The 26,992-nt window shown below is 64.8% G+C and carries 26 protein-coding genes; 9 read left to right on the forward strand and 17 right to left on the reverse strand.

All coding sequences use genetic code 11. From position 1 onward, the window contains the following. Positions 1-155 precede the first annotated feature (155 nt). Complete coding sequence (locus OKW41_RS36715; RefSeq protein WP_429575596.1) at positions 156-1,049, forward strand: alpha/beta fold hydrolase; 894 nt, start codon at positions 156-158, stop codon at positions 1,047-1,049. A 24-nt stretch (positions 1,050-1,073) separates the two neighbouring features. Here OKW41_RS36715 and OKW41_RS36720 read toward each other — a convergent pair whose 3' ends face one another. The 9 genes from OKW41_RS36720 to OKW41_RS36760 form a co-directional block, all read right to left on the reverse strand. Then, positions 1,074-1,907 carry a M55 family metallopeptidase gene (locus tag OKW41_RS36720; protein WP_429575597.1) on the reverse strand — a complete coding sequence of 278 codons (834 nt, stop codon included), beginning with the start codon at positions 1,905-1,907 and terminating at the stop codon, positions 1,074-1,076. Continuing rightward, a complete protein-coding gene (locus OKW41_RS36725; protein ID WP_429575598.1) occupies positions 1,904-3,019 on the reverse strand; it encodes a P1 family peptidase in 1,116 nt (371 codons plus the stop codon). The genes OKW41_RS36720 and OKW41_RS36725 overlap by 4 nt, the downstream gene beginning before the upstream one ends. Next, positions 3,016-3,921 (reverse strand): glutathione ABC transporter permease GsiD, encoded by a 906-nt coding sequence (gene gsiD, locus OKW41_RS36730; RefSeq protein ID WP_184072618.1) that lies wholly within the window; start codon positions 3,919-3,921, stop codon positions 3,016-3,018. Before gsiD ends, OKW41_RS36725 begins: the two co-directional genes overlap by 4 nt. A 7-nt stretch (positions 3,922-3,928) precedes the next feature. Beyond that, positions 3,929-4,849: a glutathione ABC transporter permease GsiC gene (gene gsiC, locus OKW41_RS36735; RefSeq protein WP_090801536.1), complete on the reverse strand. Its 921-nt coding sequence runs from the start codon at positions 4,847-4,849 to the stop codon at positions 3,929-3,931. A 127-nt stretch (positions 4,850-4,976) separates the two neighbouring features. Further along, positions 4,977-6,539: a glutathione ABC transporter substrate-binding protein GsiB gene (gene gsiB / locus OKW41_RS36740; RefSeq protein ID WP_429575599.1), complete on the reverse strand. Its 1,563-nt coding sequence runs from the start codon at positions 6,537-6,539 to the stop codon at positions 4,977-4,979. Positions 6,540-6,692: 153 nt separating this feature from the next. Next, positions 6,693-8,615 (reverse strand): dipeptide ABC transporter ATP-binding protein, encoded by a 1,923-nt coding sequence (locus OKW41_RS36745; RefSeq protein WP_429575600.1) that lies wholly within the window; start codon positions 8,613-8,615, stop codon positions 6,693-6,695. Between the two features lie 70 nt (positions 8,616-8,685). Continuing rightward, positions 8,686-9,675 (reverse strand): isoaspartyl peptidase/L-asparaginase family protein, encoded by a 990-nt coding sequence (locus OKW41_RS36750; protein ID WP_429451373.1) that lies wholly within the window; start codon positions 9,673-9,675, stop codon positions 8,686-8,688. Beyond that, the gene (locus OKW41_RS36755) at positions 9,672-10,763 is read right to left on the reverse strand and encodes a MurR/RpiR family transcriptional regulator (protein ID WP_429575601.1); all 1,092 of its coding nucleotides are present in this window, start codon (positions 10,761-10,763) and stop codon (positions 9,672-9,674) included. Before OKW41_RS36755 ends, OKW41_RS36750 begins: the two co-directional genes overlap by 4 nt. A gap of 216 nt (positions 10,764-10,979) precedes the next feature. Beyond that, positions 10,980-12,251, reverse strand: a complete 1,272-nt coding sequence (locus OKW41_RS36760; RefSeq protein ID WP_429575602.1) for an MFS transporter — start codon at positions 12,249-12,251, stop codon at positions 10,980-10,982. Between the two features lie 93 nt (positions 12,252-12,344). Between OKW41_RS36760 and OKW41_RS36765 the strand changes: the two genes are divergently transcribed. After that, on the forward strand, positions 12,345-13,055 hold the full coding sequence (locus OKW41_RS36765) for a pseudouridine synthase (protein WP_018421566.1): 711 nt from the start codon (positions 12,345-12,347) through the stop codon (positions 13,053-13,055). A 167-nt stretch (positions 13,056-13,222) separates the two neighbouring features. Further along, positions 13,223-13,411 carry a hypothetical protein gene (locus OKW41_RS36770; protein WP_429451378.1) on the forward strand — a complete coding sequence of 63 codons (189 nt, stop codon included), beginning with the start codon at positions 13,223-13,225 and terminating at the stop codon, positions 13,409-13,411. A gap of 112 nt (positions 13,412-13,523) precedes the next feature. Here the strand turns inward: OKW41_RS36770 and OKW41_RS36775 are convergent, their stop codons facing one another. Then, positions 13,524-14,555, reverse strand: coding sequence for an SDR family NAD(P)-dependent oxidoreductase (locus OKW41_RS36775; protein WP_429575603.1), 1,032 nt, complete (start codon positions 14,553-14,555; stop codon positions 13,524-13,526). A 94-nt stretch (positions 14,556-14,649) separates the two neighbouring features. Here OKW41_RS36775 and OKW41_RS36780 point away from each other — a divergent pair, with 94 nt between their 5' ends. The 4 genes from OKW41_RS36780 (at position 14,650) to OKW41_RS36795 (ending at position 18,224) form a co-directional block, all read left to right on the forward strand. Then, entirely contained in the window at positions 14,650-15,681 is a 1,032-nt protein-coding gene (locus tag OKW41_RS36780; protein ID WP_429451382.1) for a CDP-6-deoxy-delta-3,4-glucoseen reductase, read from the forward strand. A 313-nt stretch (positions 15,682-15,994) separates the two neighbouring features. After that, entirely contained in the window at positions 15,995-17,179 is a 1,185-nt protein-coding gene (locus OKW41_RS36785; RefSeq protein WP_429575604.1) for an acetylornithine transaminase, read from the forward strand. A gap of 19 nt (positions 17,180-17,198) precedes the next feature. Further along, complete coding sequence (locus tag OKW41_RS36790) at positions 17,199-17,672, forward strand: GNAT family acetyltransferase (RefSeq protein ID WP_429575605.1); 474 nt, start codon at positions 17,199-17,201, stop codon at positions 17,670-17,672. A gap of 258 nt (positions 17,673-17,930) precedes the next feature. Continuing rightward, entirely contained in the window at positions 17,931-18,224 is a 294-nt protein-coding gene (locus OKW41_RS36795; protein ID WP_429575606.1) for a GYD domain-containing protein, read from the forward strand. A gap of 119 nt (positions 18,225-18,343) precedes the next feature. Here the strand turns inward: OKW41_RS36795 and OKW41_RS36800 are convergent, their stop codons facing one another. The 7 genes from OKW41_RS36800 to OKW41_RS36830 form a co-directional block, all read right to left on the reverse strand. Next, complete coding sequence (locus OKW41_RS36800) at positions 18,344-19,048, reverse strand: ABC transporter ATP-binding protein (protein WP_026225995.1); 705 nt, start codon at positions 19,046-19,048, stop codon at positions 18,344-18,346. A 17-nt stretch (positions 19,049-19,065) separates the two neighbouring features. Then, a complete protein-coding gene (locus OKW41_RS36805) occupies positions 19,066-19,857 on the reverse strand; it encodes an ABC transporter ATP-binding protein (protein WP_184023151.1) in 792 nt (263 codons plus the stop codon). Positions 19,858-19,877: 20 nt separating this feature from the next. Further along, a complete protein-coding gene (locus tag OKW41_RS36810; RefSeq protein ID WP_018421575.1) occupies positions 19,878-21,047 on the reverse strand; it encodes an ABC transporter permease subunit in 1,170 nt (389 codons plus the stop codon). 26 nt (positions 21,048-21,073) lie between these two features. Then, positions 21,074-22,024, reverse strand: a complete 951-nt coding sequence (locus OKW41_RS36815) for a branched-chain amino acid ABC transporter permease (RefSeq protein ID WP_184006364.1) — start codon at positions 22,022-22,024, stop codon at positions 21,074-21,076. Between the two features lie 228 nt (positions 22,025-22,252). Further along, entirely contained in the window at positions 22,253-23,458 is a 1,206-nt protein-coding gene (locus OKW41_RS36820) for a branched-chain amino acid ABC transporter substrate-binding protein (RefSeq protein ID WP_429575607.1), read from the reverse strand. A 544-nt stretch (positions 23,459-24,002) separates the two neighbouring features. After that, complete coding sequence (gene ispH / locus OKW41_RS36825; protein WP_184006365.1) at positions 24,003-24,962, reverse strand: 4-hydroxy-3-methylbut-2-enyl diphosphate reductase; 960 nt, start codon at positions 24,960-24,962, stop codon at positions 24,003-24,005. 2 nt (positions 24,963-24,964) lie between these two features. After that, positions 24,965-25,420 carry an FKBP-type peptidyl-prolyl cis-trans isomerase gene (locus OKW41_RS36830; RefSeq protein WP_429451391.1) on the reverse strand — a complete coding sequence of 152 codons (456 nt, stop codon included), beginning with the start codon at positions 25,418-25,420 and terminating at the stop codon, positions 24,965-24,967. 206 nt (positions 25,421-25,626) lie between these two features. Here OKW41_RS36830 and radC point away from each other — a divergent pair, with 206 nt between their 5' ends. Next, on the forward strand, positions 25,627-26,541 hold the full coding sequence (gene radC, locus OKW41_RS36835) for a RadC family protein (protein WP_429575608.1): 915 nt from the start codon (positions 25,627-25,629) through the stop codon (positions 26,539-26,541). Between the two features lie 210 nt (positions 26,542-26,751). Further along, positions 26,752-26,985 carry a 50S ribosomal protein L28 gene (rpmB, locus tag OKW41_RS36840; RefSeq protein WP_007180631.1) on the forward strand — a complete coding sequence of 78 codons (234 nt, stop codon included), beginning with the start codon at positions 26,752-26,754 and terminating at the stop codon, positions 26,983-26,985. Positions 26,986-26,992 lie beyond the last annotated feature (7 nt).

Consider the following 26,992-nt stretch of genomic DNA (forward strand, 5'->3'; position numbering starts at 1 on the left):
GCAAAACCACTAATTTTACCCAACCGATATTCCTCTGACATTCGGAGCCGCCCGCTCCGTTCTGCGCCGCACTTAAGCGCGCGGATTGTGATTGTCACGGGGATGGCGCCTGGGTATGTTGCCGAAGTCCACTTTTCATGCCGCGGAGCTTCACTATGTTGCCCAAACGTCTGCTTTGCGCCGCCATGTTGTGCCTCTGTTTCGCGGGCGTCAGTACGTCCGCGCTCGCGCAGACGGTGCCCACCGCCCAGCAAACGGCCGATGACGCCGCGTCGCAGGCAAGCGGCCAGCCAGCGCCAGCGCCGGCCCCCGCTACTGCCAGCAAGCCGCCTGCCGCCGCGCTCGGCGGCCCGGTGCGCAACATCGTGCTCGTGCATGGCGCGTTCGTCGACGGATCGAGCTGGAACGGCGTGGTCGCGAAGCTGCAGCAAAAGGGTTATCACGTGAGCTCGGTGCAGAATCCGCTGACCTCGCTCGCCGACGACGTCGCCGCGACCCGCCGCGTGCTTGATCGCGAGAACGGTCCGGTGCTGCTGGTCGGGCACTCATGGGGCGGCGTCGTGATCACCGAGGTCGCCGCGAATGCGCCGAACGTCGCCGGGCTCGTGTATGTCGCCGCGCTTGCGCCGCAACTGCACGAATCGGCGATGGACGTGATGAAGGCCGGCGGGCCGATGCCGGCCGGCCAGAGCATCAGCAAGGACGCGAACGGGTTCTTGTGGATCGACCGCGCGCGCTATCACGCCGATCTCGCCGCCGACGTGCCCGAGACCGTCGCACGCGTGCTCGCCGCCGCGCAGGTGCCGATCGCCGCGAGCGCATTCGACGAACCGGTCGATCAGGTCGGCTGGAAGGACAAACCGTCGTGGTACGTGCTGACGACGAAAGACCACGCGGTGTCGCCCGATCTGCAGAGAATCATCGCCGAGCGCATCGGCGCGAAGGTGGTGCCGGTCGCGTCGAGCCATCTCGCGCCGGTGTCGCACGCCGGGGCGGTGGCGGAGGCGATCGATCACGCGGCGCGCGAGTTGAGCCGGCAGCAGCAGTAAGCCGCCGGCTCGACGCCGCGCGGCTCAGCGCAGCATGAACGACATCGCCGACAGACAGTTCAGCATCCGCACCGCATGCTCGGCCGACGCCGCACTGAAGCGCAACGTCACGCCATCGACGCGCGTAAGCGTCGGCCATTGGCAGAACAGATCGGCGAGCCCGCTCGTTTGCACGCGCAGTTCGCAGTCGATCGTTCGCGGCTCTGCGCGCGTCGCGGCAGGCGCACGGCCCGCTTCGACATGCTGACGGACCACGTCGCGCGCGGCGGCCCGCAGCGCCTCGCGCACGCTCGCGGGCGACCGCGTGACGCCGCTTGCTTGCCCGGTTGCGGTCTTCGTGACGACGAAACGCGCGCCGGGAAAACGCGGCGCGGTTTCCTCGGCGAACACGTCGTCACCCGATAAAAGCACCACACGCGCGCCATATTCTTCGGCGAGCGCACCGTACAGCCCCGCTTCGCCCAGCTCCACGCCGTTGAACGCCACGCGCGCGAACGCGAAGCTGTTGATCGTGTGCGCGAGGATGCCGCGCGTTTGCGCCTTCGCGTGGTAGCCGATCATGAAGACCAGCGCCGCACCGTATTCGAGCCCGGCCATCATGCCGAGCGTGCGCGGCTTGCCGAGCACGAGCTGGGCGCGCGGATCGAGCAGATCGGGCAGCAGGTTGCGAAAGCCGCCGTGCGAATCATTGACCCACACGTCGGTCGCGCCGCCCGCGAACGCGCCTTCGATGGCCGCGTTGGCTTCGAGCGTCATCCAGCGTCGCGCGGCTTCGTATTCGCCGTTGCCCGCGCGCGTCTGCTCGGCATGGAACACGCCGGCGATGCCTTCGATGTCGGTGGAGATCAGGACTTTCATCGCGCGGAATTCCTCAGCAGGTGGGCAAGGTCCGGCACGCTGTCGCGCAGCGACAGCCGCCGATGGCCGTCGCGACCGGTGACGGTCTCGGCGCTCCACAATGCATCGACGATCGCCTGCTCGACGCTGTCGGCGCAGGCGCGAAACAGCGGGTCGAGGCCATGATCGGCGACGAGCGGCGGCAGCACGACGAAGTCCGCGCCGTGCGGCACCGTGTACGCGGTCGAAAACGCCAGCGCGATATCGCCGCTGCCGTGGCCGTATACCGAGCCGGTACGCGCGAGACCGGCCGCCGCGCGCAACGACAGGCGTTTCAGCTGGCGCGCGTCGAGCGGCGCATCGGTCGCGATGATCATGATGATCGAGCCTTGCTCGGGTTGCTCGGGAGTCGCGTTAGCAGCGGCACTGGCAGCATTCGCCGCCTCAGCGACGGCCGCGCGTTCGGCCAGCATGCGGCCGAGCGGCGTGCCGTCGATCGTCAGCATCGGCAGACGGCCGAAGTTGGCAAGCACGAGCGCGCCAACGGTGTAGTCGCGGCCCGCCGCACTGAACACGCGCGACGCAGTGCCGATGCCGCCCTTCAGATCGAAACACGACATGCCGCGCCCCGCGCCGAGCGCACCGCTCGCGACATCGGCGCTTGCCGCGTCGAATGCTTCGTTGAAGTGCTGTTCGGTTACGGCAAGCGCCTGAATGTCGTTCAGGTAGCCGTCGTTGCATTCGAACACGAGCGGATTGACCGTCGACCATTCGCGGCCGATGCGCGGATTCGCGCGAATCGCCGCGCGGATCTGCGCCTGCGCGAGCACGCCGACGCCGAAGGTGTTGGTCAGCGCGATCGGCGTCTCCAGCGTGCCGAGTTCGTCGAGCTGCACGAGCCCGACGCTCTTGCCGAAGCCGTTGATCACCGACGCGGCGGCCGGCACCTTGTCGACGAACGGATCGCCGCGATGCGGCCGGATCACGGTCACGCCGGTTTGCAGCGCGCCTTCGGCAAGCGTGCAATGACCGACGCTGACGCCGTCCACGTCGGCGATCGTGCCGAGCGCTCCGGCCGGCAACGTGCCGATGTGCGGCGCGCGCTCAGCCGAATGATGGTTGCTCATGCTCATGGCCGATCCAGCTTCGGATCGAGCGCGTCGCGCAGGCCGTCGCCGAGCAGGTTGAACGCGAGCACGGTCAGAAAAATGGCGAGGCTCGGAAACAGCGCGATATGCGGCGCGGTCACCATATCGGCGCGAGCTTCGTTGAGCATCGCGCCCCACTCGGGCGTCGGCGGCTGCGCGCCCAAGCCGAGAAACGACAGGCTCGCCGCCGTGATGATCGACGTGCCGATGCGCATCGTCAGATACACGACGACCGATGAAATCGTGCCCGGCAGAATGTGCCGCGCCATGATGGTCCAGTCCGACGCGCCGATGCTGCGCGCCGCCTCGATATAGGTGAGCTGCTTGAGCATCAGCGTATTGCCGCGCACGAGCCGCGCGAACGCCGGAATGCTGAAGATCGCCACGGCGCAGATCACGTTGATCATGCCGTTGCCGAGAATCGCAACCACACCGATCGCGAGCAGAATGCCGGGGAACGCGAACAGCACGTCGGCCACGCGCATTGTGATGCGATCCCACCAGCCCTCGTAGTAACCGGCAAGCAGACCGAAGAACGTGCCGATCACCGCGCCGATCGCCACGGACAGAAAGCCCGCCTCGAGCGAAATGCGCGAGCCGACGAGGATGCGGCTGAAGATATCGCGGCCCAGCGAATCGACGCCGAACCAGTGCGCGGCCGACGGCCCAGCGTTCAGCGCGTCGTAGTCGAAGAAGTTCTCGGGGTCGTACCGCACGATATGCGGCGCGATGATCGCGACCACGATCAGGAGCAGCACGAACACGCCGGCGGCCAGCGCGACATGCTGCTTGCGGAACTTGCGCCAGAATTCGCTCCACGGTGTGCGGATCGCGCGTTCGGAGGCAACGGGAGTGGCCGCATTCGGCCCGGTGGCGGTGGTGCTCATGCGGGCCTCACTTGAAACGGATGGTCGGGTTGATCACCGCGTACAGCACGTCGACGATCAGGTTGATGATGATGAATTCGAGCGAGAACAACAGTACCTCGGCCTGAATGATCGGATAGTCGCGCATCGACACGGCATCGACGAGCAAACGGCCGAGGCCCGGCCAGTTGAACACCACCTCGACGACGATCGAGCCGCCGAGCAGAAAGCCGAACTGCAGACCCATCATCGTGACGACGGGAATCAGCGCGTTGCGCAGGCAGTGCTTGATGATCACGAGCCGCTCAGGCACGCCCTTCGCGCGCGCGGTGCGCACGAAGTCCTCGTGCAGCACCTCGACGAACGAGGCCCGCGTGAAGCGCGCCATTACGGCCGCGACCGCCGCGCCGAGCGTCAGCGACGGCAGCACGTAGCTGCGCCACGAACCGTCGCCGACGATCGGCAGCCAGCCGAGCTGCACCGAGAAAATCTGCATCAGCAGCATGCCGAGCGCGAACGCCGGAAACGAAATGCCCGACACCGCGAGCGTCATGCCCAGGCGGTCCGGCCAGCGGTTGCGCCACACCGCCGAGGCGATGCCGATCGCCATGCCGATCACGACCGCCCACACCATACTCGCGATCGTCAGCCACAACGTCGGGAAGAAGCGTTCCGCGATCTCCTGGCTCACCGGCCGCTTGCTGCGCGTCGAAACGCCGAAGTCGCCATGCGCCATCCGCCAGAAGAAACGGACGAACTGCTGCGGCAGCGGCTTGTCGAGCCCGAGGTCGGAGCGCACGAGCGCCACGGTCGCCTCGTCCGCTTCAGGACCGGCGGCGAGCCGCGCCGGATCGCCCGGCAGCAGATGCACGAACAGGAACACCAGCACGGCGACGATGAAGAGCGTCGGCAGCAGGCCTAGCAGACGTTTGACGAGGAAGTTCAGCATGAAACCAATCCGGCAAATGAGCGGCAAATGAGCGGCAAATCAGGCGGGCAACGAGGACTCGTGTGCGGCGGCGGCGCGGCGGCGGGCTGGGTGAACCGCCGCCTGCGCATGCCGCCTCGTCAGGTCATCACTTGATCGCGATCTCGTCGAAGTTGAACGAGCCGTCCGGCGCGACGTAAGCGCCCGACAGACGCTTGCTGCGCGCATACACGACCTTCTCCTTGACGAGAAAGATCCACGGCGCGTCGGCCCAGATGCGCTTCTGCGCATCGGTGTAGAGCGCGGCCTTCTGCGCCCGGTCGGTCGTTTCGAGCGCCTGCTTCAGATCGTTGTCGACCGCGTCGCTCTTGTAGTACGACGTGTTGACCATCTTCGGCGGGAACGAGTAGCCCGCGAGCAGCGGGCTGATCGCCCAGTCCGCCTCGCCGGTCGACGACGACCAGCCCGCGTAGTACATCCGCACCGGCGCGGTCGCCGGGTCCTGCGCGCTTTCGACCTTGGCGACGCGCTGACCCGCTTCGAGCGCCTCGACGCTGGCCTTGATGCCGACCTGCGCGAGCTGCTGCTGCACGAACTGGATGACCTTCTGCGCGGTCGAGTAGTTATACGCGGACCACAGCGTCGTTTCGAAGCCGTTCGGATAGCCCGCTTCCTTCAGCAGTTCGCGCGCCTTCGCGGGATCGTACGGCCAGGGTCCGAGCTTGACCGCATAGTCGACGCCCTGCGGCACGACGCCGTCGGCCGGCGTCGCGTACCCGGCGAACGCGACCTTCGTCAGCGCTTCCTTGTTGACCGCGTAGTTCAGCGCTTCACGCACCTTCGGGTTGTCGAACGGCTTCTGGTTCATGTTCATGCTGATGTAGCGCTCGATGATCGACGGCGCCGCGATCAGATCGACCTTCGGGCTCGACTGCAGTTGCGCGGCCTGCTCGAACGGCACCTGGAACGCGAAGTCCGCTTCGCCGGTGCGCATCAGCGCGGCGCGCGTGTTGTTGTCGACGACCGGCTTCCAGTCGATCGCATCGATCTTCGGGTAACCCTTCTTCCAGTAGCCGGCGAACTTCTTCACGGTCAGATCGCCGGCCGGGTCCCACTTCACGAGTTCGAACGGGCCCGTGCCGACCGGATGAAACGCGATGTCCTTGCCGTACTTCTTCAGCGCGTCCGGCGAGATCATCACCGCCGACGGATGCGCGAGCACGTTGATGAACGCCGAGAACGGCGTTTTCAGCGTGACGCGCACCGTGTACGGATCGACCACTTCCGTTTTCTCGATGCGGCTGAACATGTTGTAGCGCTTCAGCTTGTTGGCCGGATCGGTCACGCGGTCGAAGTTCGCCTTCACGGCGGCCGCATTGAAGTCGGTGCCGTCCTGGAACTTCACGCCATGGCGCAGCTTGATCGTATAGACGCGCGCGTCGGGGCTCGCGTCATAGCTGTCGGCGAGCACGTTGACGAGCTTCATGTCCTTGTCGAAGCCGAACAGCCCCTGATAGAACGATTTCGCGACCGCCTGCGACAGCGTGTCGTTCGCGTCGTACGGATCGAGCGACGTGAAGGTCGACGCGACGGCCATTACGGCCGTCGTTTCGGCGTGCGCCAGATTGCCCGCGAGCGTCGCGAACACCACCGCGCCGCCGCTGACGAGCGCGCGCAAACGAAACGGAGAGGACGGGAACAGCAGGTTCATGAGATTGCTCCAGGCTGCGAGTTAAGGATGTGACAGGGCCGTTATGGTTGGCGTGGCTTCAATTGCTGATGTTTCTCTTGCTGTTGCTTCGATTGCCGATGCTTCGGGTCTCGCGCTTCAGGTCTGCCGCTTCAATGCGATGCGGCGCTTCGCTCAATAAGCGCCGCCGACGCGATGCTGCGCGACGAAATGATCCGGACCCACCGCGACGAGCGGCGCGACGACCGGCTCGTCGTGCAGCGCGCGAATCGGGCTCGGAATATCGTCGGCGGCGAGCATGCGTTTCGCGTGACGGCGCGCGGGATCGGCGACCGGCACCGCGCTCATCAGCTTCTTCGTGTACGGATGCTGGGGCGCCTCGAACACCGCGCGACGCGGACCGATCTCGACGATCTGGCCGAGATACATCACCGCGACGCGATGGCTCACACGCTCGACCACCGCCATGTCGTGCGAAATGAACAGATACGCGACGCCGAGCTCGCGCTGCAGGTCGAGCATCAGATTGACGATCTGCGCCTGCACGGAGACGTCGAGCGCGGACACCGATTCATCGGCGATCACGACCTTCGGATTCAGCGCGAGCGCGCGAGCAATCGCGATACGCTGACGCTGCCCGCCCGAAAACTCATGCGGATAGCGGCGCGCGGCCTCGGCCGGCAAACCGACTTTCTCGAGCAGCCACGCGACGCGCGCCTGCGCTTGTCCACCCTGCGCGACGCCATGCACGAGCAGCGGCTCCATGATCGAGAAGCCGACGGTCAAGCGCGGATTCAACGACGCGAACGGGTCCTGGAAAATAAACTGGATATCGCGGCGCAGCGCCTGCAAAGCGGGCCCGGTCAGCGAGCTGATTTCCTTGCCAGCGAATTCGATCGAGCCACTCTGACTTTCGACGAGTCTCAGCAGCGAGCGGCCCGTGGTCGACTTGCCGCAGCCCGACTCGCCGACCAGCGCGAGCGTTTCGCCGGGCCGCAGATCGAAGCTGACTTTTTCGACCGCATGCACACGGCCCGTCATACGGCCGAACAGGCCGCTACGGACCGCAAAGCGCGTGACCAGATCGCGCACGCGCAGGATCGGCGGCGTGTCGTCGCGCACCAGCGGCTGCGCTTCTTCGGCGACAGCCGCCGCCGGCTGCACCGCCGCATCGGCGCCGTTCGCGCCGGCCTGCTCGACGCTCAGGATCGGAAAGCGCGCGGGCTGATCGGTGCCCTGCATCGAGCCGAGACGAGGCACCGCCGCGAGCAGCGCCTTCGTGTACGGATGCGACGGCGCGGCGAACAGCGCGTCCGACGCGCCCTCCTCGACCTTCTCGCCGCGATACATCACGAGCACGCGGTCGGCCACTTCGGCAACCACGCCCATGTCGTGCGTAATGAAGATCACGCCCATGTTCATCTCGTCCTGCAAGCCGCGAATCAGTTGCAGGATCTGCGCCTGGATCGTCACGTCGAGCGCGGTGGTCGGTTCATCGGCGATCAGCAGCGCGGGCTTGCACGACAACGCCATCGCAATCATCACGCGCTGGCGCATGCCGCCCGACAGCTGATGCGGGTAACGCGCCGCGACGCGCCTTGCCTCGGGAATCCGCACGATCTCGAGCAGACGCAGGGTTTCGGCGCGCGCGGCCTCGCGGCTCTTGCCCTGGTGCAGCGCGATCGCCTCGCTGATCTGATCGCCGACCGTGAAGACCGGATTGAGCGAGGTCATCGGCTCCTGGAAGATCATCGCGATGTCGGCGCCGCGAACTGTGCGCATCGTGCCGGACGACGCCTTCGCGAGATCGAGCACGCTGCCGTCGCGCCGCCGGAATGCGATGCTGCCGCCGGCAAGACGGCCGCCGCCATGCTCGATCAGCCGCATCAGCGCCAGCGACGTGACCGACTTGCCCGAGCCCGATTCGCCGACGATCGCGAGCGTCTCGCCGCGCTCGACCGTGAACGACAGATTGCGCACCGCGTTGAAGGTCGAGTCGCCGCGGCGGAACGCGACCGTCAGATCGTCGACCGCGAGCACGCGCTGCGGCGGCAGGGTTTCGATAAGCGGGCTGGCGGTGTGCGAGGAAGAAGGCACGGTGGTTCCTTTGCTTTGAGTTCGAACGCGGCTAACGGGGCCTCAGGCATGTGGCGACACGCGCCAGCGGCTAGCGATAGATCGCCGTCACCGGCGCTTCGCCAAGCCGCGCGAAACCGCGGTACATACCCTCGGTATTGAACGGCAGCGTGACGTTGCCCCGCGCGTCGACGGCGACGAGGCCGCCGCGTCCGTCGATCTTCGGCAAGCGGTTCATCACGACGTGGTGCGCGGCTTCTTCGAGCGAGACCTGGCGATAGGCCATCTGCGCGGCGACGTCGTAGGCGGCGACCATGCGCATGAACATTTCGCCGGAGCCGGTGGTCGATACCGCGCAGGTCGCGTCGTCCGCGTAGCAGCCCGCGCCGATCAGCGGCGTATCGCCGACGCGGCCCACCTGCTTGTTGGTCACGCCGCCCGTCGAGGTCGCCGCGGCGAGATGCCCGTGGCGGTCGAGCGCGACTGCGCCGACGGTGCCGAACTTGCGATTCGGATCGATCGGCTCGTGCGGCGTCGGGTCGTCGTTGCTCGAAGCCGTGGACGCGAGCGTCGCGGCGTCGTGATCGAGCATCGGACGCTGCTGCTCACGCGCCAGTTGCCATTGCCGATAGCGCGCGTCGGTATCGAAGTAGCTGTTGTCGACGAACTCGAGCCCCTGCGCGGCCGCGAACGCTTCCGCGCCGTCACCGGTGAACAGCACGTGGTCGCTGCGCTCGAGCACGCGGCGCGCGGCGAGAATCGGATTGCGCACGCGCGTCACGCAACAGATCGCGCCCGCGTCGAGCGTGCGGCCGTCCATGATCGCGGCGTCGAGTTCGTGCGTGCCGGCCGCCGTGTAGACCGCGCCGTGGCCCGCATTGAAGAGCGCGCAGTCTTCGAGCAGCCGCACCGCTTCGCTGACCGCGTCGAGCGCGCTGCCGCCGTCGGCGAGCACGCGCTGGCCAGCGCTCAGCACCGCGTTGAGCGCCGCGTGATATCCGGTTTCGGCGCTGGCCGACATCGACGTGCGCAGGATCGTCCCTGCCCCGCCGTGGATGGCAATGACTGCGTTGGAGTTCATCGTTTGGATCGTGGAGTGCGGGTGGTTCGGGGAGTGCGGGGTGCTGTGATGGCTTTTGCTTCGGCATCCCTGGCTTTCGTGCTTCTGGCTTGGGTGCTGTCAGCCTTTGCGCCGTCGCTGTGTTTTAGCCTTGCAGCCCTCGCGCGCGCGGCTTTGCTCAGGGCGCGCGCCGGCTCCTGCGCGGCGCCGGCCGCGCCCGACTGCGGATCGAACAGCCACGGCAGCACGAACTCGCTGACCTCGGCGGCCGCCTTGACCGAGCGTTGCGCGCGATACGCGACCGCGTCGCACAACGCCTCGATGACCGCGAGCACGGCCGAATCGGCATTCGACGCGAGACGCCGGTCGGTGCGGACATACAGCGCCAGGTCCGCGAACCGCACGAGCGGCGAGCGCGGACCGTCGGTGAGCGCGAGCACGCGCGCGCCGCGTTCGGAGGCGCGGCGCGCGAGCTCGATCGTGTCCTCGACATAGCGCGGAAACGCGATGCCGATCACGAGATCGCCCGGACCCGAACCCACGAGGTGCCGCGCCGCATGCGACGGCCCGCCGTTCAGCGCCAGCGAATGCACGTTGTCGTGATACGGCAGCAGTCCGTGCTCCATCAGGCTCGCGAGAAACGCGCTGGCGCCGAAGCCGATCACGAATACGCGACGCGCGGCGATGATCGCGTCGACGGCGGCGTCGGCGGTCGCGCGATCGATCGACGTACGCGTTGCGTGCAGATTGTTGGCAGCCTGCTCGAGCGACGCGTCGATCAGATCGTCACCGGCCGCGAGCGTTTCCTGCGCGCTGCGCAGCCGCTCGACCGGCGCGAGCGTCGCCTCGAAGCCACGCACGAGCGCCTCGCGAAACTGCGGATAACCGTCGAAGCCGAGCGCGCGCGCAAAGCGATTCGCGCTCGCGACCGACGCGCCGACCACGCTCGCGAGCTCGTCGATACGCATCGTCGCCGCGCGGAACAGATGAGCCAGCACGTACTCGCCCATGCGCTGGTGGATTGGCGTGAGCGTCGGCATCGCAGCGGTGATGCGCGTGGCAATGGCCTGCTCGGCGGGGTTCGGCACAGCGGACGGGTGATGGATCATGCGAACGGACAGGCGCGGTTGTTCTATGCGAATGAGATGAAATTATGTTTACATGAAACACGCGCCGAAAAAAATTCATTTCCATTATTTCGAGGGTTTTTGCCGACCGAAGGTCTTCAGACAATGGAGTTCAGCATCCACGCCATGCCGCACCCCGATGAAAATCCATTTTCATCGGGGCGATGGGTGGCTTCATCGCGTGCCGAGCTCCGCCGCTCAGCACGCCGCAGCGCTCTGTTCGGGAATGCCGAGGAGCCGCGCCGCCGGCGACATCACGATGATCAGCGCCTGCACGACGAACGCGAGCGACGCCGCGACCAGACACACGTCGATGCTCCAGTGCGCGCTGAGCGCGGCGCCGAGCAGCGCGCCCACCGGCCGCGCGCCGTAGGTGGCGGTGCTGATCAGCGCGGACACGCGGCCGATCATCCGTTCGGGCGTGATCGCCTGACGCAGCGTGGTCGAGCCGACGACCCACAGGATTGGTCCCGCGCCGAGCAGGAAGAAGCTCGCGAGCGCGAGCCAGAACGATGGGACGATCAGCGTCGCCACCATCACGAGCGACGCGAGCAGGCCGCACGACGGTCCGACGATCAGCAGACGGCCGAATGCGAGACGCCGCGCGACCGCGGGCGCGGCGAGCGCGCCGCAGACCATGCCGACCCCGTACGCGCCGAGCGTCACGCCGACCGCCGAGGCATTGAGCCCCAGCCGATGCACCGCGTAAGGCACATAGACCGCCTGCAGGATGAAGAAGCCGAGATTGAAGAACACTGCGGTCAGCAGCATCGGCAGCAGCAACGGATCGCGCAGCACGAAGCGCGTGCCGTCGCGCAGCTCCAGCATGAAATGCCGCCGCGGCGCGGCCGCGCGCGGCGGCTCGCGCAATCCCGCGAGCAACGCGACCGCGAACGCCGACAACATCGCCGCGCCGCCATACGCCCAACCCGCGCCGATCCAGCCGACCAGCACGCCGCCCAGCGCCGGCCCCGCCGAATACGCGACGCTGCGCGCGAGTTCGAGCCGGCCGTTCGCGCTCGCATAGGCGTCGCGCGGCACGATCGACGGCACCAGCGACGGCGCCGCAACGTTGTAGGCGACCGTACCCGTCGCGGCGACGAAGCCGAGCGCGGCGAGCAGCGGCAGGTTCAGCGCATGCGTGAGCACCAGCAGCAGCAGCACGCACAGCATCGCGCAGACCCGCACGCTCTCAGCGAGCGTCATCAGCACGCGGCGCGAGCGGCGGTCGGCCCAGACGCCGAGCGGCATCGACAGCAACAGGAACGGCAGCGTTTGCGCGGTTTGCAGCAGCCCGGTATCGCGCGCGTTGGCGCCGAGCGCGAACACCGCGACGAGCGGTGCGGCGGCGAGGCTGATCTGCTCCGCCGATTGCGCGCACAGGTTCGACCAGGCGAGGCGCTGGAATGCGCGGGGCAGACGTTGCGCATTGGACGGCGAAGACGACGAAGGGGAAGACGTGGCGGACATCGATGCACTCCCGAGTTTGACGTGAGGCATTCATCGTCGGCGCTCAGGGCCTGCGGGGCGCCCCGGTTCTTGCGGTGTTATTCTTCGCTCGCCATGAATCTCGAAAGCATTCTCTTTACTCAAGGTTTCGGTTCGCGCCGCCAATGCCGTGCGCTGATCGGCGACGGCCGCGTCAGCGTCGACGGTGCGATTTGCACCGATGCCGACGCCGATTTCGCTGTTGATGGTGGCGCGTTGCGCTTTAGCGTCGACGGCGTCGAATGGCCGTATCGCGAGCACGCGTATCTGCTGCTGAACAAGCCCATCGGCTACGAATGCTCGCGCGATCCGCAGCATCATCTGAGCGTGTTCAGCCTGCTGCCGCCGCAGTTCGCCGAGCGCGGCGTGCAGTGCGTCGGCCGTCTCGATCAGGACACCACGGGCCTCCTGCTGCTCTCCGACGACGGCAAGTTCGTGCATCAGTTCACGTCGCCGAAACGCAAGGTGCCGAAGCTCTACGTCGCGACCACGCGCCATCCGCTCGACGACGCGCAGCTCGCCGCGCTGCGCGACGGCGTGCTGCTGCACGGCGAAACGAAACCCAGCGCCGCGCTCGACGCCCAGGCGCGCGACACTCACACGCTCGCGCTCACCGTGCTCGAAGGCAAATACCACCAGGTCAAGCGGATGATCGCGGCCTCGGGCAACCGCTGCGAGGCGCTGCATCGCGAACGGATCGGTGGGCTCGCGCTTCCCGCGGCGCTCGCGCCCGGGGCATGGCAATGGCTCGACGCAGCGGGCCTTGCCGCGCTGCGGGCCGGGTAAACGACTAGCCGTAACGAGGGGCCGCCTTAGCCCTTGATGCGCCGGAGAAACCCCGCGCGCATTGCGGTGCACCGAACATAGGCCGTTGCGTTGCAGCATGCCGTTGCTTACATGTCGCCCTATACTCGTCTAAACAAACGACTACAAAGGTTTCAAGGAGGGGCGCCATGCAAATCGACGGCACGATGGCGTTTTCGCACGCGATGACCGCGTTTATCTGCTTTGCACTGCTACTGGTCGGCGGATTGCTGGTCATCATGCGGCTGCGGCACAAGTACCATCCGAATCTGATCGGCGCATTGATCGGCGGCATGCTGTGCTTCCTGTTGCTGGAAGTGCTGCCTGCGCTGACCTGATGCCGGCTGGACCGCGCAGCTCGTTTTGCGCGGCGCATTGATGCGGTGCGGCGGATACGCTCTGCGGGGCAACCCGGCCCTCGCGAGGCGGCATTTTGTTTCTGCTGCCGACCTAGCCGCGTTTCCCGTTCGCCTCGCGCAAAAAATCCTCGACGCTCGGATAACGCAGACGTACCCGCAATTCCTCCTTCAGACGCCGGTTCACGAGCCGGCGCGACTCGCGCATGAACGACAGCAGCATCGGATCGATCTGCTGCTCCGCCTGCTCTCTCGTGATGCGCGGCGGGCGCGCGAGCCCGAACGCATCGGCGACCGCGTCGAAATACTCCCCCATTTTCAGCGACGAATCGTCGGACGCGTGCAGTGCGCGCGCGGGCCGGCCATGCGTGGCGAGACGCACGAGGATCGCGGCGAGGTCGTCGGCGTGGATGTGATTCGTGTAGACGTCGTCGGCATCGACGAGCGCCGGCGTGCCTCTTTCGAGCCGCGCGAGCGGCAGACGGTTGCGCGCATAGATGCCCGGGATCCGCGCGATGCTCGTGGCGACGCTGCCGCGCGCCGTCGCGCGCCGCAACTGCCGTTCGGCCGACACGCGACGTTTGGCGCGCGCATTCGCGGGCCGTGGTGCGCGCGTTTCGTCGATCCACGCGCCGCCGCAATCGCCGTAGACGCCCGTCGTGCTCGCGTAAACGATGCGCACCGGTGCGCGCGAAGCGCCGGTCCGGCGCACCCCGTCGGGTACAATATCGGGTGTTTCAGCGTCCAGACCTGAAGCGCGCGCACGGCGCAACCGCGCGATCGGCGCGACGGACGACCTCGCCGCGCAAGCGTTCATGCGGCCCCCGGCACCTAACGTCGCAAGCAGCGCGCGAGTGCGTCGATCTTCGTCGCCGGACTTCTGCGGCGGCGCGAGATGCAGCACCGTCGGCGCGAGGCGCGCGAGCCGTTTGAGGCTGCCGCGCGCGTCGAGATCGCCGACGAGCGGCGTCACCCCCGCGGCGCGCAACTCATCGCAGCGCGCTGCATGGCTCGTCAACGCGAAGATACGCGCGCGCGGCCACAAGAGGGGCACGCAGCGCATGCCGACGTCGCCGCATCCTACGATCAGCACGCGCGGCCGGCGGAAGTTTCGTGTCGCTTTCATGGTGGGCGCATTGTAGCGGTCACACGCAACAGGTACCGCGCGGTTGATCCGGCGGGTCCGCATACGATTCCGAATTTTCGATTCCGAACACTTTATGGCATTTAACGTCACGCTCCGGCAAACCGGCCGGCAGTTTCAGGTAGAACAGGACGAACCGGTGCTCTCCGCAGCGCTGCGTCAAGGCGTCGGCCTGCCGTACGGCTGCAAGAACGGCGCGTGCGGTTCGTGCAAAGGCACGGTCGTGAGCGGCGAGGTCGAACAGCGCGCGCACTCGTCGTCGGCGCTGTCGAACGACGAAAAGACGCGCGGCATGGCGCTCCTGTGCTGCGCGACCGCGTGCTCCGATCTCGAAGTCGACATCCGCGAAGTGGCCGGCGTCGGCGATGTGCAGGTCAAGAAGCTGCCGTGCCGCGTGAACGCGATCGAGCGCAAGGCCGACGACGTGATCGTCGTGAAGCTGCAACTGCCCGCCAACGAACGTCTGCAATATCTGGCCGGCCAGTACCTCGAATTCATCCTGAAGGACGGCAAGCGCCGCAGCTATTCGATGGCGAGCGCGCCGCACGTCGAAGGCCCGGTCGAGCTGCACATCCGCCACATGCCCGGCGGTGCGTTCACAGACCATGTGTTCAACACGATGAAGGAGCGCGACATCCTGCGCTTCGAAGCGCCGCTCGGCACGTTCTTCCTGCGCGAAGACTCGGACAGGCCGATCGTGCTGCTCGCGTCGGGCACCGGCTTCGCGCCGCTGAAGGCGATCGTCGAGCATGCGGTGTTCAAGAGCATGACGCGCCCCATGACGCTCTACTGGGGCGCGCGCCGCAAGAAAGACCTGTATCTGCTCGAACTCGCCGAGCAATGGGCGCGCGAGATTCCGAACTTCAAGTTCGTGCCGGTGCTCTCCGAGCCCGATGCGGGCGACGCATGGACGGGCCGCACGGGCTTCGTGCATCGGGCGGTGATCGAGGATCTGCCCGATCTGTCGGCCTACCAGGTGTATGCATGCGGCGCGCCGGTGATGGTCGAATCGGCGCTGCGCGATTTCACGCAGCATCACCAGTTGCCGGAAGACGAGTTCTACGCGGACTCGTTCACCAGCGCGGCCGATCTCGCGAACGCGGTCTGATTGCACGGCGGCAAATTCCCCCCAATGCAGCGCCAGTGCAAATTCAAGGTTTACACCGGCGCTTTTCTTATCGTATTCTTTCGCGCATGAACCGCATCCAGTCCGAAATCCGACGTCGCCGCTCGCCGCTCCCTTAGGGACGCCGCTGGCTTCGTCACGGACTCGCGCCACACAAAACCTGGGCGCAAGCTGTTCGAATCATGAAAGCCACGGCATGCCGTGGCTTTTCTGTTTTTCCGGCCGCCGTTTTTATTGGCCAAACTGTCACCGTTTCTTCACCCTGCTCTTACCCTTTTGCCTGGAGCCTGCCGTCATGAATTTCAATGAGTATCCAATCGATTCGCTGATGTACATCACGAACCGACCTGAAATCGTTTTCACGCACGGCAAAGGCTCGTGGATTTACGACAACAACGGCAAGCGCTACCTGGATTTCATTCAGGGCTGGGCGGTCAATAGCCTCGGCCACTGCAACGACGGCATGATCGAAGCGCTGAACCAGCAGGCCAAGCTGCTGATCAACCCGTCGCCGGCGTTCTACAACGAGCCGATGGCGAAGCTCGCGGGCCTGCTCACGCAGCACAGCTGCTTCGACAAGGTGTTCTTCGCGAATAGCGGCGCCGAGGCGAACGAAGGCGCGATCAAGCTCGCGCGCAAGTGGGGCAGGAAGTTCAAGGACGGCGCGTTCGAGATCATCACGTTCGACCACAGCTTCCACGGCCGCACGCTCGCGACGATGTCGGCCAGCGGCAAGCCGGGCTGGGACACGATCTACGCGCCGCAGGTGCCGGGCTTCCCGAAGGCGGACCTGAACGACATCGCGTCGGTGGAAAAGCTGATCAACGCGAAGACCGTCGCGGTGATGCTCGAGCCGATCCAGGGCGAAGGCGGCGTGATCCCCGCAACCCGCGAGTTCATGCAGCAACTGCGCGAGCTGACGAAAAAACACAACATCTTGCTGATCGTCGACGAAGTGCAAAGCGGCTGTGGTCGCGCCGGCACGCTGTTCGCGTATCAGCTGTCGGGCATCGAGCCGGACATCATGACGCTCGGCAAAGGCATCGGCGGCGGCGTGCCGCTCGCGGCGCTGCTGTCGAAGGCGGAAATCGCCGTGTTCGAAGCGGGCGATCAGGGCGGCACCTACAACGGCAATCCGCTGATGACCGCGGTCGGCTACTCGGTGATCTCGCAGCTGACCGCGCCGGGCTTCCTCGAAGGCGTGCGCTCGCGCGGCGAATATCTGCGCACGAAGCTGCTCGAGCTGTCCGAGGAGCGCGGCTTCAAGGGCGAGCGCGGCGAGGGTCTGCTGCGCGCGCTGCTGCTCGGCAAGGACATCGGCAACCAGATTGTCGAGAAGGCGCGCGACATGCAACCCGACGGCGTGCTGCTGAACGCCGCGCGTCCGAACCTGCTGCGCTTCATGCCGGCGCTTAACGTGACGACCGAAGAAATCGACCAGATGCTGGCGATGCTGCGCTCGGTTCTCGACTCGCTGTAATCACCCACGGAGCGCACCGATGACGACGAACACGACGCTGTCGATCCGCCGCTTCGACGCGACCGATACCGAAGCCGTGATTGCGCTATGGCAGGACGTGTTTCCCGAGTATCGCGACGTGACGCGACCGCAGCGCAACCCGCGTCAGTCGATCGCCAATAAGCTCGCGACGCAATCGGAGCTGTTCTTCGTCGCGGTGCTCGATGGACGCATCGTCGGCACCGTAATGGGCGGCTATGATGGACACCGCGGCTGGCTGTATTCGCTCGCGGTCGACGCATCGCTGCGACGTCATGGCATCGGCACGCGGCTCGTCGCGCACGTCGAGAGCGAGTTGACGAAGCTTGGTTGTCCGAAGCTGAACCTGCAGGTACTGTCGTCGGCAACGGCTGAAATACGGGCGTTCTACGATGCGCTCGGGTATCGCGCCGATGCGGTGATCAGCCTCGGCAAGCGGCTCGGCCAATACGCGGACGCGGCCCCGGCCAGTTGATTCGCGTCGTACGCCTGATTAAAGAAAGCCGCATGCGTTGCTTGACGCATGCGGCTTTTTCAATGGTTCTCCCGCAAGCAGCGCACATATCGGCGGATTCGGACAAATAGCAGATGGCGAGCAGGTGGATTGCCTAGAATCGTTTACGCACGAGACGACGCCGGTGCTGGAAAGACACGTTTGCGGCGGTTCGCGACGCTCCCCGGGGCGGCTCATGCATCTGAGTCCCAACGCGTTTGAATCCTCAGGGGAATCTTCATGGTGACTTATGTGGTGCTCATGCAATTCACGGATCAGGGTATCCGCGCGGTAAAGAACAGCGCGCAGCGAGCCGGACAGGCGGCAGAGATGGCGAAAACTTTTGGCTGCGAGATGAAGCAGATCTACTGGACCTTAGGGGAATACGACATTGTCTCGGTCGTCGAAGCGGCAGACGAGCAGAGCCTTCTCGCTTTCGGCTTCGCGCTCGGCTCAGCCGGCAATGTCCGCTCGCAAACGCTGCGTGCGTTCACAAAAGACGAAATCAGTTCGGTTATGGGTCGACTCCCATAATTCACGCCCCAGCCAGAAAAATAAAGCGCGCCCCACGACGTTGCATCGTGGGGCGCGTTGCAAGCCGGACGTATGCGCAAAGGGCATACGTCCAACTATTCACCCACTCATTCACCCACTCATTCACCCAGATAGGCGGCCCGAACCTTCGGATCGTCGAGCATCTGCTTCGCGTCGCCCGACATCGTGATCAAACCGGAGTCCATCACGTAGCCGCGATTCGCCGCCTGCAGCGCGAGCCGCGCGTTCTGCTCGACGAGCAGCACGGTCATGCCTTCAGAGGAAATCAGGCGCACCACTTCGAAGATCTTCTCGACCATGATCGGCGACAGACCCATCGACGGTTCGTCGAGCAGCAGCAGTTTTGGCCGCGAGATGATCGCGCGTGCCATTGCGAGCATCTGCTGCTCGCCGCCCGACAGCGTGCCCGCGTATTGCGATGCACGCTCCTTCAGACGCGGAAAGAAGCCGAACATGCGCTCGACGTCCGACTTGATGCCATCGTCATCGTTGCGCAGATAGGCACCCATCTGCATATTCTCGACGATCGACATGCGCGCGAAAATGCCGCGCCCTTCCGGCACCATCGCGAGACCGCGCTTCAGAAGCTCATGCGCGGGCAGGCCCTTGATCGACTGACCCATGTACTCGATGTCGCCGGCCGCATACGCCTTCAGGCCGGTGATCGCCTTCATCGTCGTGGTTTTGCCCGCGCCGTTCGCGCCGATCAGGGTGACGAGTTCGCCCTGCCCGACCTCGAGGTCGACACCCTTGACCGCCTGGATGCCACCGTAGTTGACCTGCAGGCCCTTGATTTTCAACATTGCTTGCGTCGTGGACATCAGTGGACCCCCGCACCCAGATAAGCTTCGATCACCTTCGCATCCTTCTGCACGTCCTGCGGCAGACCTTGCGCAATCACCTTGCCGTAGTCGAGCACCGTCATCTGATTGCACAGACCCATCACGAGCTTCACGTCGTGTTCGATCAGCAGAATCGTCTTGCCGTCCGCACGGATCTTGTCGAGCAGCCTGGTCAGTTCGACCTTCTCGGTGGCGTTCATGCCGGCCGCCGGTTCGTCGAGCGCGAGCAGCTTCGGATCGGTCGCCAGCGCACGCGCGATTTCGAGCCGCCGCTGGTGGCCATACGACAGGTTGCGCGACGTATAGTCCGCGTACTGCGTAATGCCGACGTAGTCGAGCAGTTCGAGCGCGCGCTCCTTGATCTCGCGCTCTTCCTGGCGTTCGGCCGGCGTCTGGAACACCGCGCCGAGCAGACCGTGCTTCGTGCGCACATGACGGCCGACCATCACGTTTTCGAGCGCGGTCATGCCGCCGAACAGACGGATGTTCTGGAACGTGCGCGCAATGCCCGCCTTCGCGACCTGATAGACCGCGGTCGGCGTGTAGCTCTCGCCGTCGAGCTTGAACTCGCCTGAATCCGGCGTGTACAGACCCGTGATCACATTGAAGAAGGTGGTCTTGCCCGCGCCGTTCGGGCCGATCAGGCCGTAGATCTCGCCCGCGCGGATCTGCAGGCCGACCTCGGAAAGCGCCTGAAGGCCGCCGAAGCGCTTGTTGACGCCCTTCACCGACAGTCGGGTCGTCGCGTTGTTGCTTACGTTATCGCTCATGTCTTTTTCTCCACCGGACCTTATGCGCGTACCGGCTTCTTGCCGCCACGCTTCGCCAGCTTCGCAATCCTGTCTTCGTGCTTCGGCGCGGGCCACAGGCCTTCCGAGCGGTACAGCATGATCACGACCATCGCGAGGCCGTACAGCAACTGACGGATCACTTCGGTATCGACGATTTCATGGCCGAAGATCATGTTCTGCAGCGGACCCATCGTCGAGCGCAGGAACTCGGGGAACACCGCGAGCAGCACCGCGCCGAGGATCACGCCCGGAATGTGGCCCATGCCGCCGAGCACCACGCAGGCGAGCACCACGACCGATTCCCAGAACGTGAACGATTCCGGCGACACGAAACCCTGGAACGAGCCGAACATGGCGCCCGACAAGCCGCCGAACGACGCGCCCATCGCGAACGCAAGCAGCTTCACGTTACGGGTATTGATGCCCATCGCCTTGGCGGCGATTTCGTCTTCGCGGATCGCCGCCCACGCGCGGCCGATACGCGAATGCTGCAGGCGCGTACAGGTCCAGATCACGAACAGCGCGCACAGCACGAACAGGTAGTAGTACAGGTACACCGACGGAAACTGCATGCCGAACAGCGAGTGCGTCTGCGCGAGGCTGAAGCCGCCGACCTGCACCGGGTCGATGCCCGTGATTCCCTTCGGGCCGTTGGTGATGTTCACCGGACGGTCGAGGTTGTTCATGAAGATCCGCACGATTTCCCCGAAGCCGAGGGTCACGATCGCGAGGTAGTCGCCACGCAGACGCAGTGTCGGCGCACCGAGCAGAATCCCGAACATCGCGGCGAGCGCCATCGCGATCGGCGCGATGATCCAGATTGGCACGTGGATGCCGTTCGGCGCGAGATGCGCGATCCACTCGAATTGCGTCGCGAGGTGCGGTGAGCTCAGCAGCGCGGCCGTGTAGGCGCCGATCGCGTAGAACGCGATGTAGCCCAAGTCCAGCAGGCCGGCAAAGCCGACCACCACGTTCAGGCCCAGCGCGAGCATCACGTACAGCATCGCGAAGTCGAGCACGCGGACCCAATAGTTGCCGCCCGCGGCGCCGATGACCATCGGCGCCGCGATCACGAAGATCGCCGTGAGAATACCGATGGTCAGCGTCTTCGTGCGGTTCTTTTCGGGGATGAGCGTCGTGGACGGCTCGATCGGTTGAATTGAGGTCATGATTGTTGACTCCTTGTGGCCCGGGATCAGGCGCGATCCGCGACACGTTCGCCGAGCAGGCCCGACGGACGGAACACCAGCACGACGATCAGCACGATGAACGCGAACACGTCCTGGTAGTTACTGCCGAACACGCCGCCTGTGAGGTTGCCGATATAGCCGGCACCCAACTGCTCGATCAGGCCGAGGAGCACGCCGCCGACCATCGCGCCGCCGAGATTGCCGATACCGCCGAGCACCGCCGCGGTAAAGGCCTTCAGGCCAGGGATGAAGCCCATGTAGAAATGCGCGTTGCCGTATTCGGACGCGATCATCACGCCGGCGAGCGCAGCCAGCGCCGAGCCGATCATGAAGGTCGCCGAAATCACGAAGTTCGGGTTCACGCCCATCAGACTCGCGACGTTCGGGTTCTCGGCGATCGCGCGCATCGCACGGCCGAGCCTGGTCTTGTGCACGAGCAGCAGGAGGCCGCCCATCACGAGGAACGCCGCCACGATGATCACGATTTCAGTCATCGAGATCACGGCGCCGGGCGTCGTGTCGGTGGCCTTGATCACGTTGATCGGGTCGGTGGGCAGCAGTTGCGGGAACGGCAGCGGATTGCGCGACCAGATCATCATCGCGAGCGTCTGCAGCAGAATCGATACACCGATCGCGGTGATCAGCGGCGCGAGACGCGGCGCACGCCGCAACGGCCGGTAGGCGACCCGCTCGATCGTGTAGCCGACCACCGCGCAGACCGCCGCCGCGATGATCAACGCGATCACGAGCGTCAGCACATTGCCGAGGCCGGGGAAGTGGTTCTGCAGCACACCTATGGCGGAGAGCGCAACCATCGCGCCCACCATCAACACATCGCCGTGAGCAAAGTTGATGATGCCCAGAATGCCGTAAACCATTGTGTAGCCCAGTGCGATGATGGCATAGACACTGCCAAGCACCAGTCCATTCAGGATCTGCTGGATGAAGATATCCATTTAATGCTCCTTAGCCCGTGCGACTGGATTCGCGTTTTTCATCTGCCGGTCGGCGGTGATGCGCTACGAATCTCAACGGCACTGCGGGTACTGATGTAAAAGACCGGTAAGGGTTATCCGCTGCCGGCTTGCCCTGAGGACCGTGATGCGGTCGCGAGCTCCCCTTGGGCGGATGCAAAAACGGCACCGTTGGATGGTGTCGGTGCCGTCAGGCCGAACTTCCCGTCATCACATCTTTACGACGTCGAGCACTGCCTTCTTGCCGTCCTTGAAGTCGTAAAGCGTAATGGCGCCCTCTTTCAAATCACCCTTGTCGTCGAACGCGATGTGGCCGATTACCCCGTTGTAATCGGTCGAAGGCATCGCAGCCAGCACCTTGGGCGCCTCGATAGAATTAGCGCGCTTCATTGCATCGACGATCACGTACACAGCGTCATACGTGAACGGCGCGTAAATCTGCACCGGCGTGTGGAAGCGGTCCTCGTACTTCTTTTCGAAGTCCGCTCCATTGGTCATTTTCGAAAGCGCGAGTCCTGCTTCCGAACAGACCAGGTTTTGCACGGCGGTACCCGCCAGCTCACCCACCTTGTCGGTACACACACCGTCGCCGCCAAGGATTTTTGCCCTGATACCGAGCGCCGCCGCCTGCTTCGTAAACGGCCCGCCCGTCGCGTCCATGCCGCCGAACATGATGGTGTCCGGCTGAACACTCTTGATCTTCGTGAGAATGGCCCGGAAATCCGTGGCCTTGTCGCTCGTCGCCTCCCGCGCGACGATCTTCGCGCCGCTCGCCTCGGCGGTCTTCGCGAACTCGTCCGCGAGACCTTTGCCGTAGGCGGTCGCATCGTCCACGACCGCGATGCGTTTGGCGCCCAGCGCCTTCGTCGCGTAATTGGCGAGCGCCGGACCCTGCTGCGCGTCGGTCGCGACCACCCGATAGGTCGTCTTGAACCCTTGCTGCGTATAGGCCGGATTCGTCGACGACGGCGAGATCTCGACGATGCTCGCGTCGCTATAGATCTTCGACGCCGGAATCGAGACCGCGGAGTTCAGGTGTCCGATCACCGCGACCACGTGATCGTCGACCAGCTTCTGCGCAACGGCGGTGCCGGTTTTCGGGTCGGCCGCATCCTCCTGCGCGTCGAGTTGCAACTGGATCTTGCGACCGTCGATCGTCAAACCCTGCGCATTGATTTCCTCGACTGCGAGGCGCGCCCCATTTTCGTTGTCCTTGCCCAGGTGCGCGATGCCGCCCGTCAACGGAGCCGCATGACCGATCTTCACGATAGTCGCTTCGCTCGCGGCGGCAACCGCCGCGGCCGAGGCCGCCGATGCGCCCGTTCCCGCTTCGCCATCCTGTTTCTTGCCGCACGCGGTCAGCATCGCAACCGCGGCGGCCGCGATGGACACGGCGTAAGCAAATTTGACTCGCATCAAGTAAGGTCTCCTGCGCCTTGCAAAATCCACTGTTCAGGACCTCAAGGCCTTGAGAACGCGCGCATTGTAACTCCAATTATGCGGGTGGCAATATTGTTGAACCGGTGGGGTTTTCCTGCATTGCAACCTGATATCGAAAGCAAAATCCGCTAAAAAGCGCAACCCGGTTGCGATCTGTTTTCGTGCACCAGTTGCACCGTCGCCGGGCCCGATGGCATCAAGTGTTGCGGCCCGTCGGTCCGCATGCCGGATAGGCGGGGCCTGCGTCCGGTATGTTCTTTTTGTCGTGTGCTCGTCAAGACGCACTAATTCAGTGCACGATTAATTCGTCTTAACCTGCCTGGCAAGGTTAAAACGGGGACGCATCGATCGAAAATCAATAAAAGACCCGGTCACTTTTCAAAATGATTTGTGCGCGAGAACACGGAAATGTGTGAATTCGTTCGATCTGGCACCCAATATACTCGGTGGATCAACAGACTCGCGCCATAAAAAAGCGCGCCCTCGGGCGCGCTTTCCTTTCAGCGATGCTAACGGATTGTCAGGCTGGCAGACCGAGCCCGCGCGGTAGCGGGAACGCGATGTTCTCCTCGATGCCCTCGAGCGCGCGCACGTTGCGCACACCCAGTTCACGCAGACGCGCGATCACCGCCTGCGCCAGCACCTCCGGCGCCGACGCACCGGCGGTCACGCCAATGCGGCGCTTGCCCTCGACCCAAACCGGATCGATCTGATCGGGCGAATCGACCATATAGGCTGGCACGCCGAGCTTCTCGGCGAGCTCGCGCAAGCGGTTCGAATTCGAGCTGTTCGGACTGCCGACGACGATCACGACGTCGCACTGCGGCGCCATGAACTTCACTGCGTCCTGGCGATTCTGCGTGGCGTAGCAGATGTCCTGCTTCTTCGGCTCACGGATGGACGGGTACTTGGCCTTCAGCGCGCCGATGATTTCGGCGGCGTCGTCGACCGACAGCGTGGTTTGCGTGACGAAGGCGATCCGCTCCGGATCGGCGAGTTGCAATGCCTGCACATCCTCGATGTCCTCGACCAGATGCATGCCCTCGGCCGCCTGGCCCATCGTGCCTTCGACTTCCGGGTGGCCCTTGTGGCCGATCATCACGATGTCGAAACCGTCCTGGCGCATCTTCGCGACTTCGATATGCACCTTGGTCACGAGCGGACAAGTGGCGTCGTACACTCGCAGCCCGCGCGACTCGGCCTCCGAGCGCACGGCCTTCGACACGCCATGCGCGCTGAAGATCACCGTGTTGCCCGCCGGCACTTCGTCCAGGTTCTCGATGAAGATCGCTCCCTTCTTGCGCAGGTCTTCGACCACATAGGCGTTATGGACGATTTCGTGACGCACGTAGATCGGCGAGCCATACAGCTTAATGGCCCGCTCGACGATCTCGATCGCCCGGTCGACGCCGGCGCAGAACCCGCGTGGCTGGGCCAGCAGGATCTCCGCTTCGGCAAGAGTCGTATCCGTGATGCTCATGTTTACAGAATCCCGATGATTTTCACTTCAAACGCCAGCGCCTGGCCGGCAAGCGGGTGATTGAAATCGAACAGGGCCGACGTTTCGCCGACTTCCTTCAGTACGCCGGCATAGCGCCCGCCGCCCGGCGCGTTGAATTCGACCAGGTCACCCGGGGAAAAATCCTCGCCGATCACGCTGTTCTCCCGCAGCGTGGCGACGGACACGCGCTGGATCAGATCCGGATTGCGCGGGCCGAACGCCTGCCCCGGCGCTAGCTGAAAGGTCGAATGGTGGCCCACCTTCAAACCCAGCAAAATATCTTCCAGCGGCGGCGCCAGTTGACCGGCGCCGAGCAGCAGCGTGGCCGGCTTGTCGTTGAACGTGTTGATCACTTCGGCGCCATCGGCAAGGGAAAGCCGGTAATGCAGCGTGACGTGTGAACCGGGTTTCACCTCGGAAATATCGATGATGCTCATGCAATGCTCGCTCAGTCGAAGCGCTGCACGCGTGCGCCGCGGGGCAGTCGACGCGTGTGGCAAACCGTCGGCGTGCCGTGCGCAAAGTGTCTATTGTAAGCCACCTAGCGGGCGCCGGCTTGAGTCCGTCGCGCGCGAGGGCGGCACGGCCCGGCGGCGCATTGCGCCGCGTGCGCCGTCAACCTTACGCGGAGGACTCTATATATATGGCTGATTTCGCCAGCACAATCGACGAAACACCTGCGCCAACGCTGCGACGACCGAAGGCGCCGGCACGCGCCGGAGGCGGCGTGAAAGCCGCCGCGAATCGGTCGGCCGAGGCCCCGTCAAAAGCCGCCGGCTCCACCGCCCGCTGCCGGCGGCAACTGTTTCGGGGTAAATGGCTCCGGCGCGACATGCCGCGCGAGCGACTGATTGAGCAGGGCCCCCACGTGCTGTCGGACACCGAAATGATCGCGCTCGTGCTCGGCTCGGGCCTGCCCGGTCACGACGTGTTCAGCGTCGCGCGGGCGCTGCTGGATCGCTTCGGCTCCCTGCGCGCGATGCTCGACGCGACTTATGCGGACTTCGACGGCATTCGCGGCATCGGCCCCGCGAAAAAAGCGCAATTACTCGCGATCATGGAAATGGCGCGTCGCTCGCTGGTTGACAAGATGCGCAAGCGCCCGCTAATGAATTCGCCCGAAGCGGTCGAAAGTTATCTGCGCCTTCTGATCGGCGGACAGCCGCAGGAGGTGTTCGTGTCGCTGTTTCTCGACGCCCGGCATCGGCTGATCCGCTGCGAGGAAAGCGCGCGCGGCTCGCTCACGCGCATGGCCGTATATCCGCGCGAGATCGTGCGGCGGGCGCTCGCCGCGAACGCGGCCAGCCTGATCGTCGCGCATAATCATCCGTCCGGCGCCGTCGAGCCGAGTGCCAGCGACTGCCGCCTCACGCAGACGCTGCGCGACGCGCTCGCGCTCGTCGATGTGCAGTTGATCGATCATCTGGTGATCGGCGCGGACACCGTATATTCGTTCGCCCGCGCCGGCTGGCCAGGGCTCGCGCGCAAGGCCGCTCGAGCGCGGGAAGCGGAAGTGCCGCCGTACGGCGCAGCGTCCCGCATCGCAAATAAGGTTTGATTTTGCGGCTTTTTTTCTGCTAGAATTCCGGTTTGCCTATTTCCAACCCCCTGTTCCGAAGCCATCAAGGCGTTCCGCAAAGGTCAGGCGGCTGTGGTAGCGAAGTGTCTCGATGCAAATTCGGCGCAACTTCGCACACTTTCAGCGCGGCTCTTTTCGGGAAACTTTCACGGCGTTCGAACTCAGAATTAGCGTATTAGGAGTGCTCTCATGGCACGCGTATGCCAAGTAACTGGGAAAGCGCCGATGAGCGGCAACAACGTTTCCCACGCGAACAACAAGACCAAGCGCCGGTTCCTGCCGAACCTGCAAAACCGCCGCATCTGGGTGGAAAGCGAAAACCGTTGGGTGCGTCTGCGCGTTTCGAACGCCGGCCTGCGCCTGATCGACAAGAACGGTATCGACGCTGTGCTCGCAGATTTGCGCGCACGCGGTGAAGCCTAAGGAGTAA

Source organism: Paraburkholderia sp. UCT70 (assembly GCF_050434085.1).
In the GTDB taxonomy this organism is placed as follows: domain Bacteria; phylum Pseudomonadota; class Gammaproteobacteria; order Burkholderiales; family Burkholderiaceae; genus Paraburkholderia; species Paraburkholderia tuberum.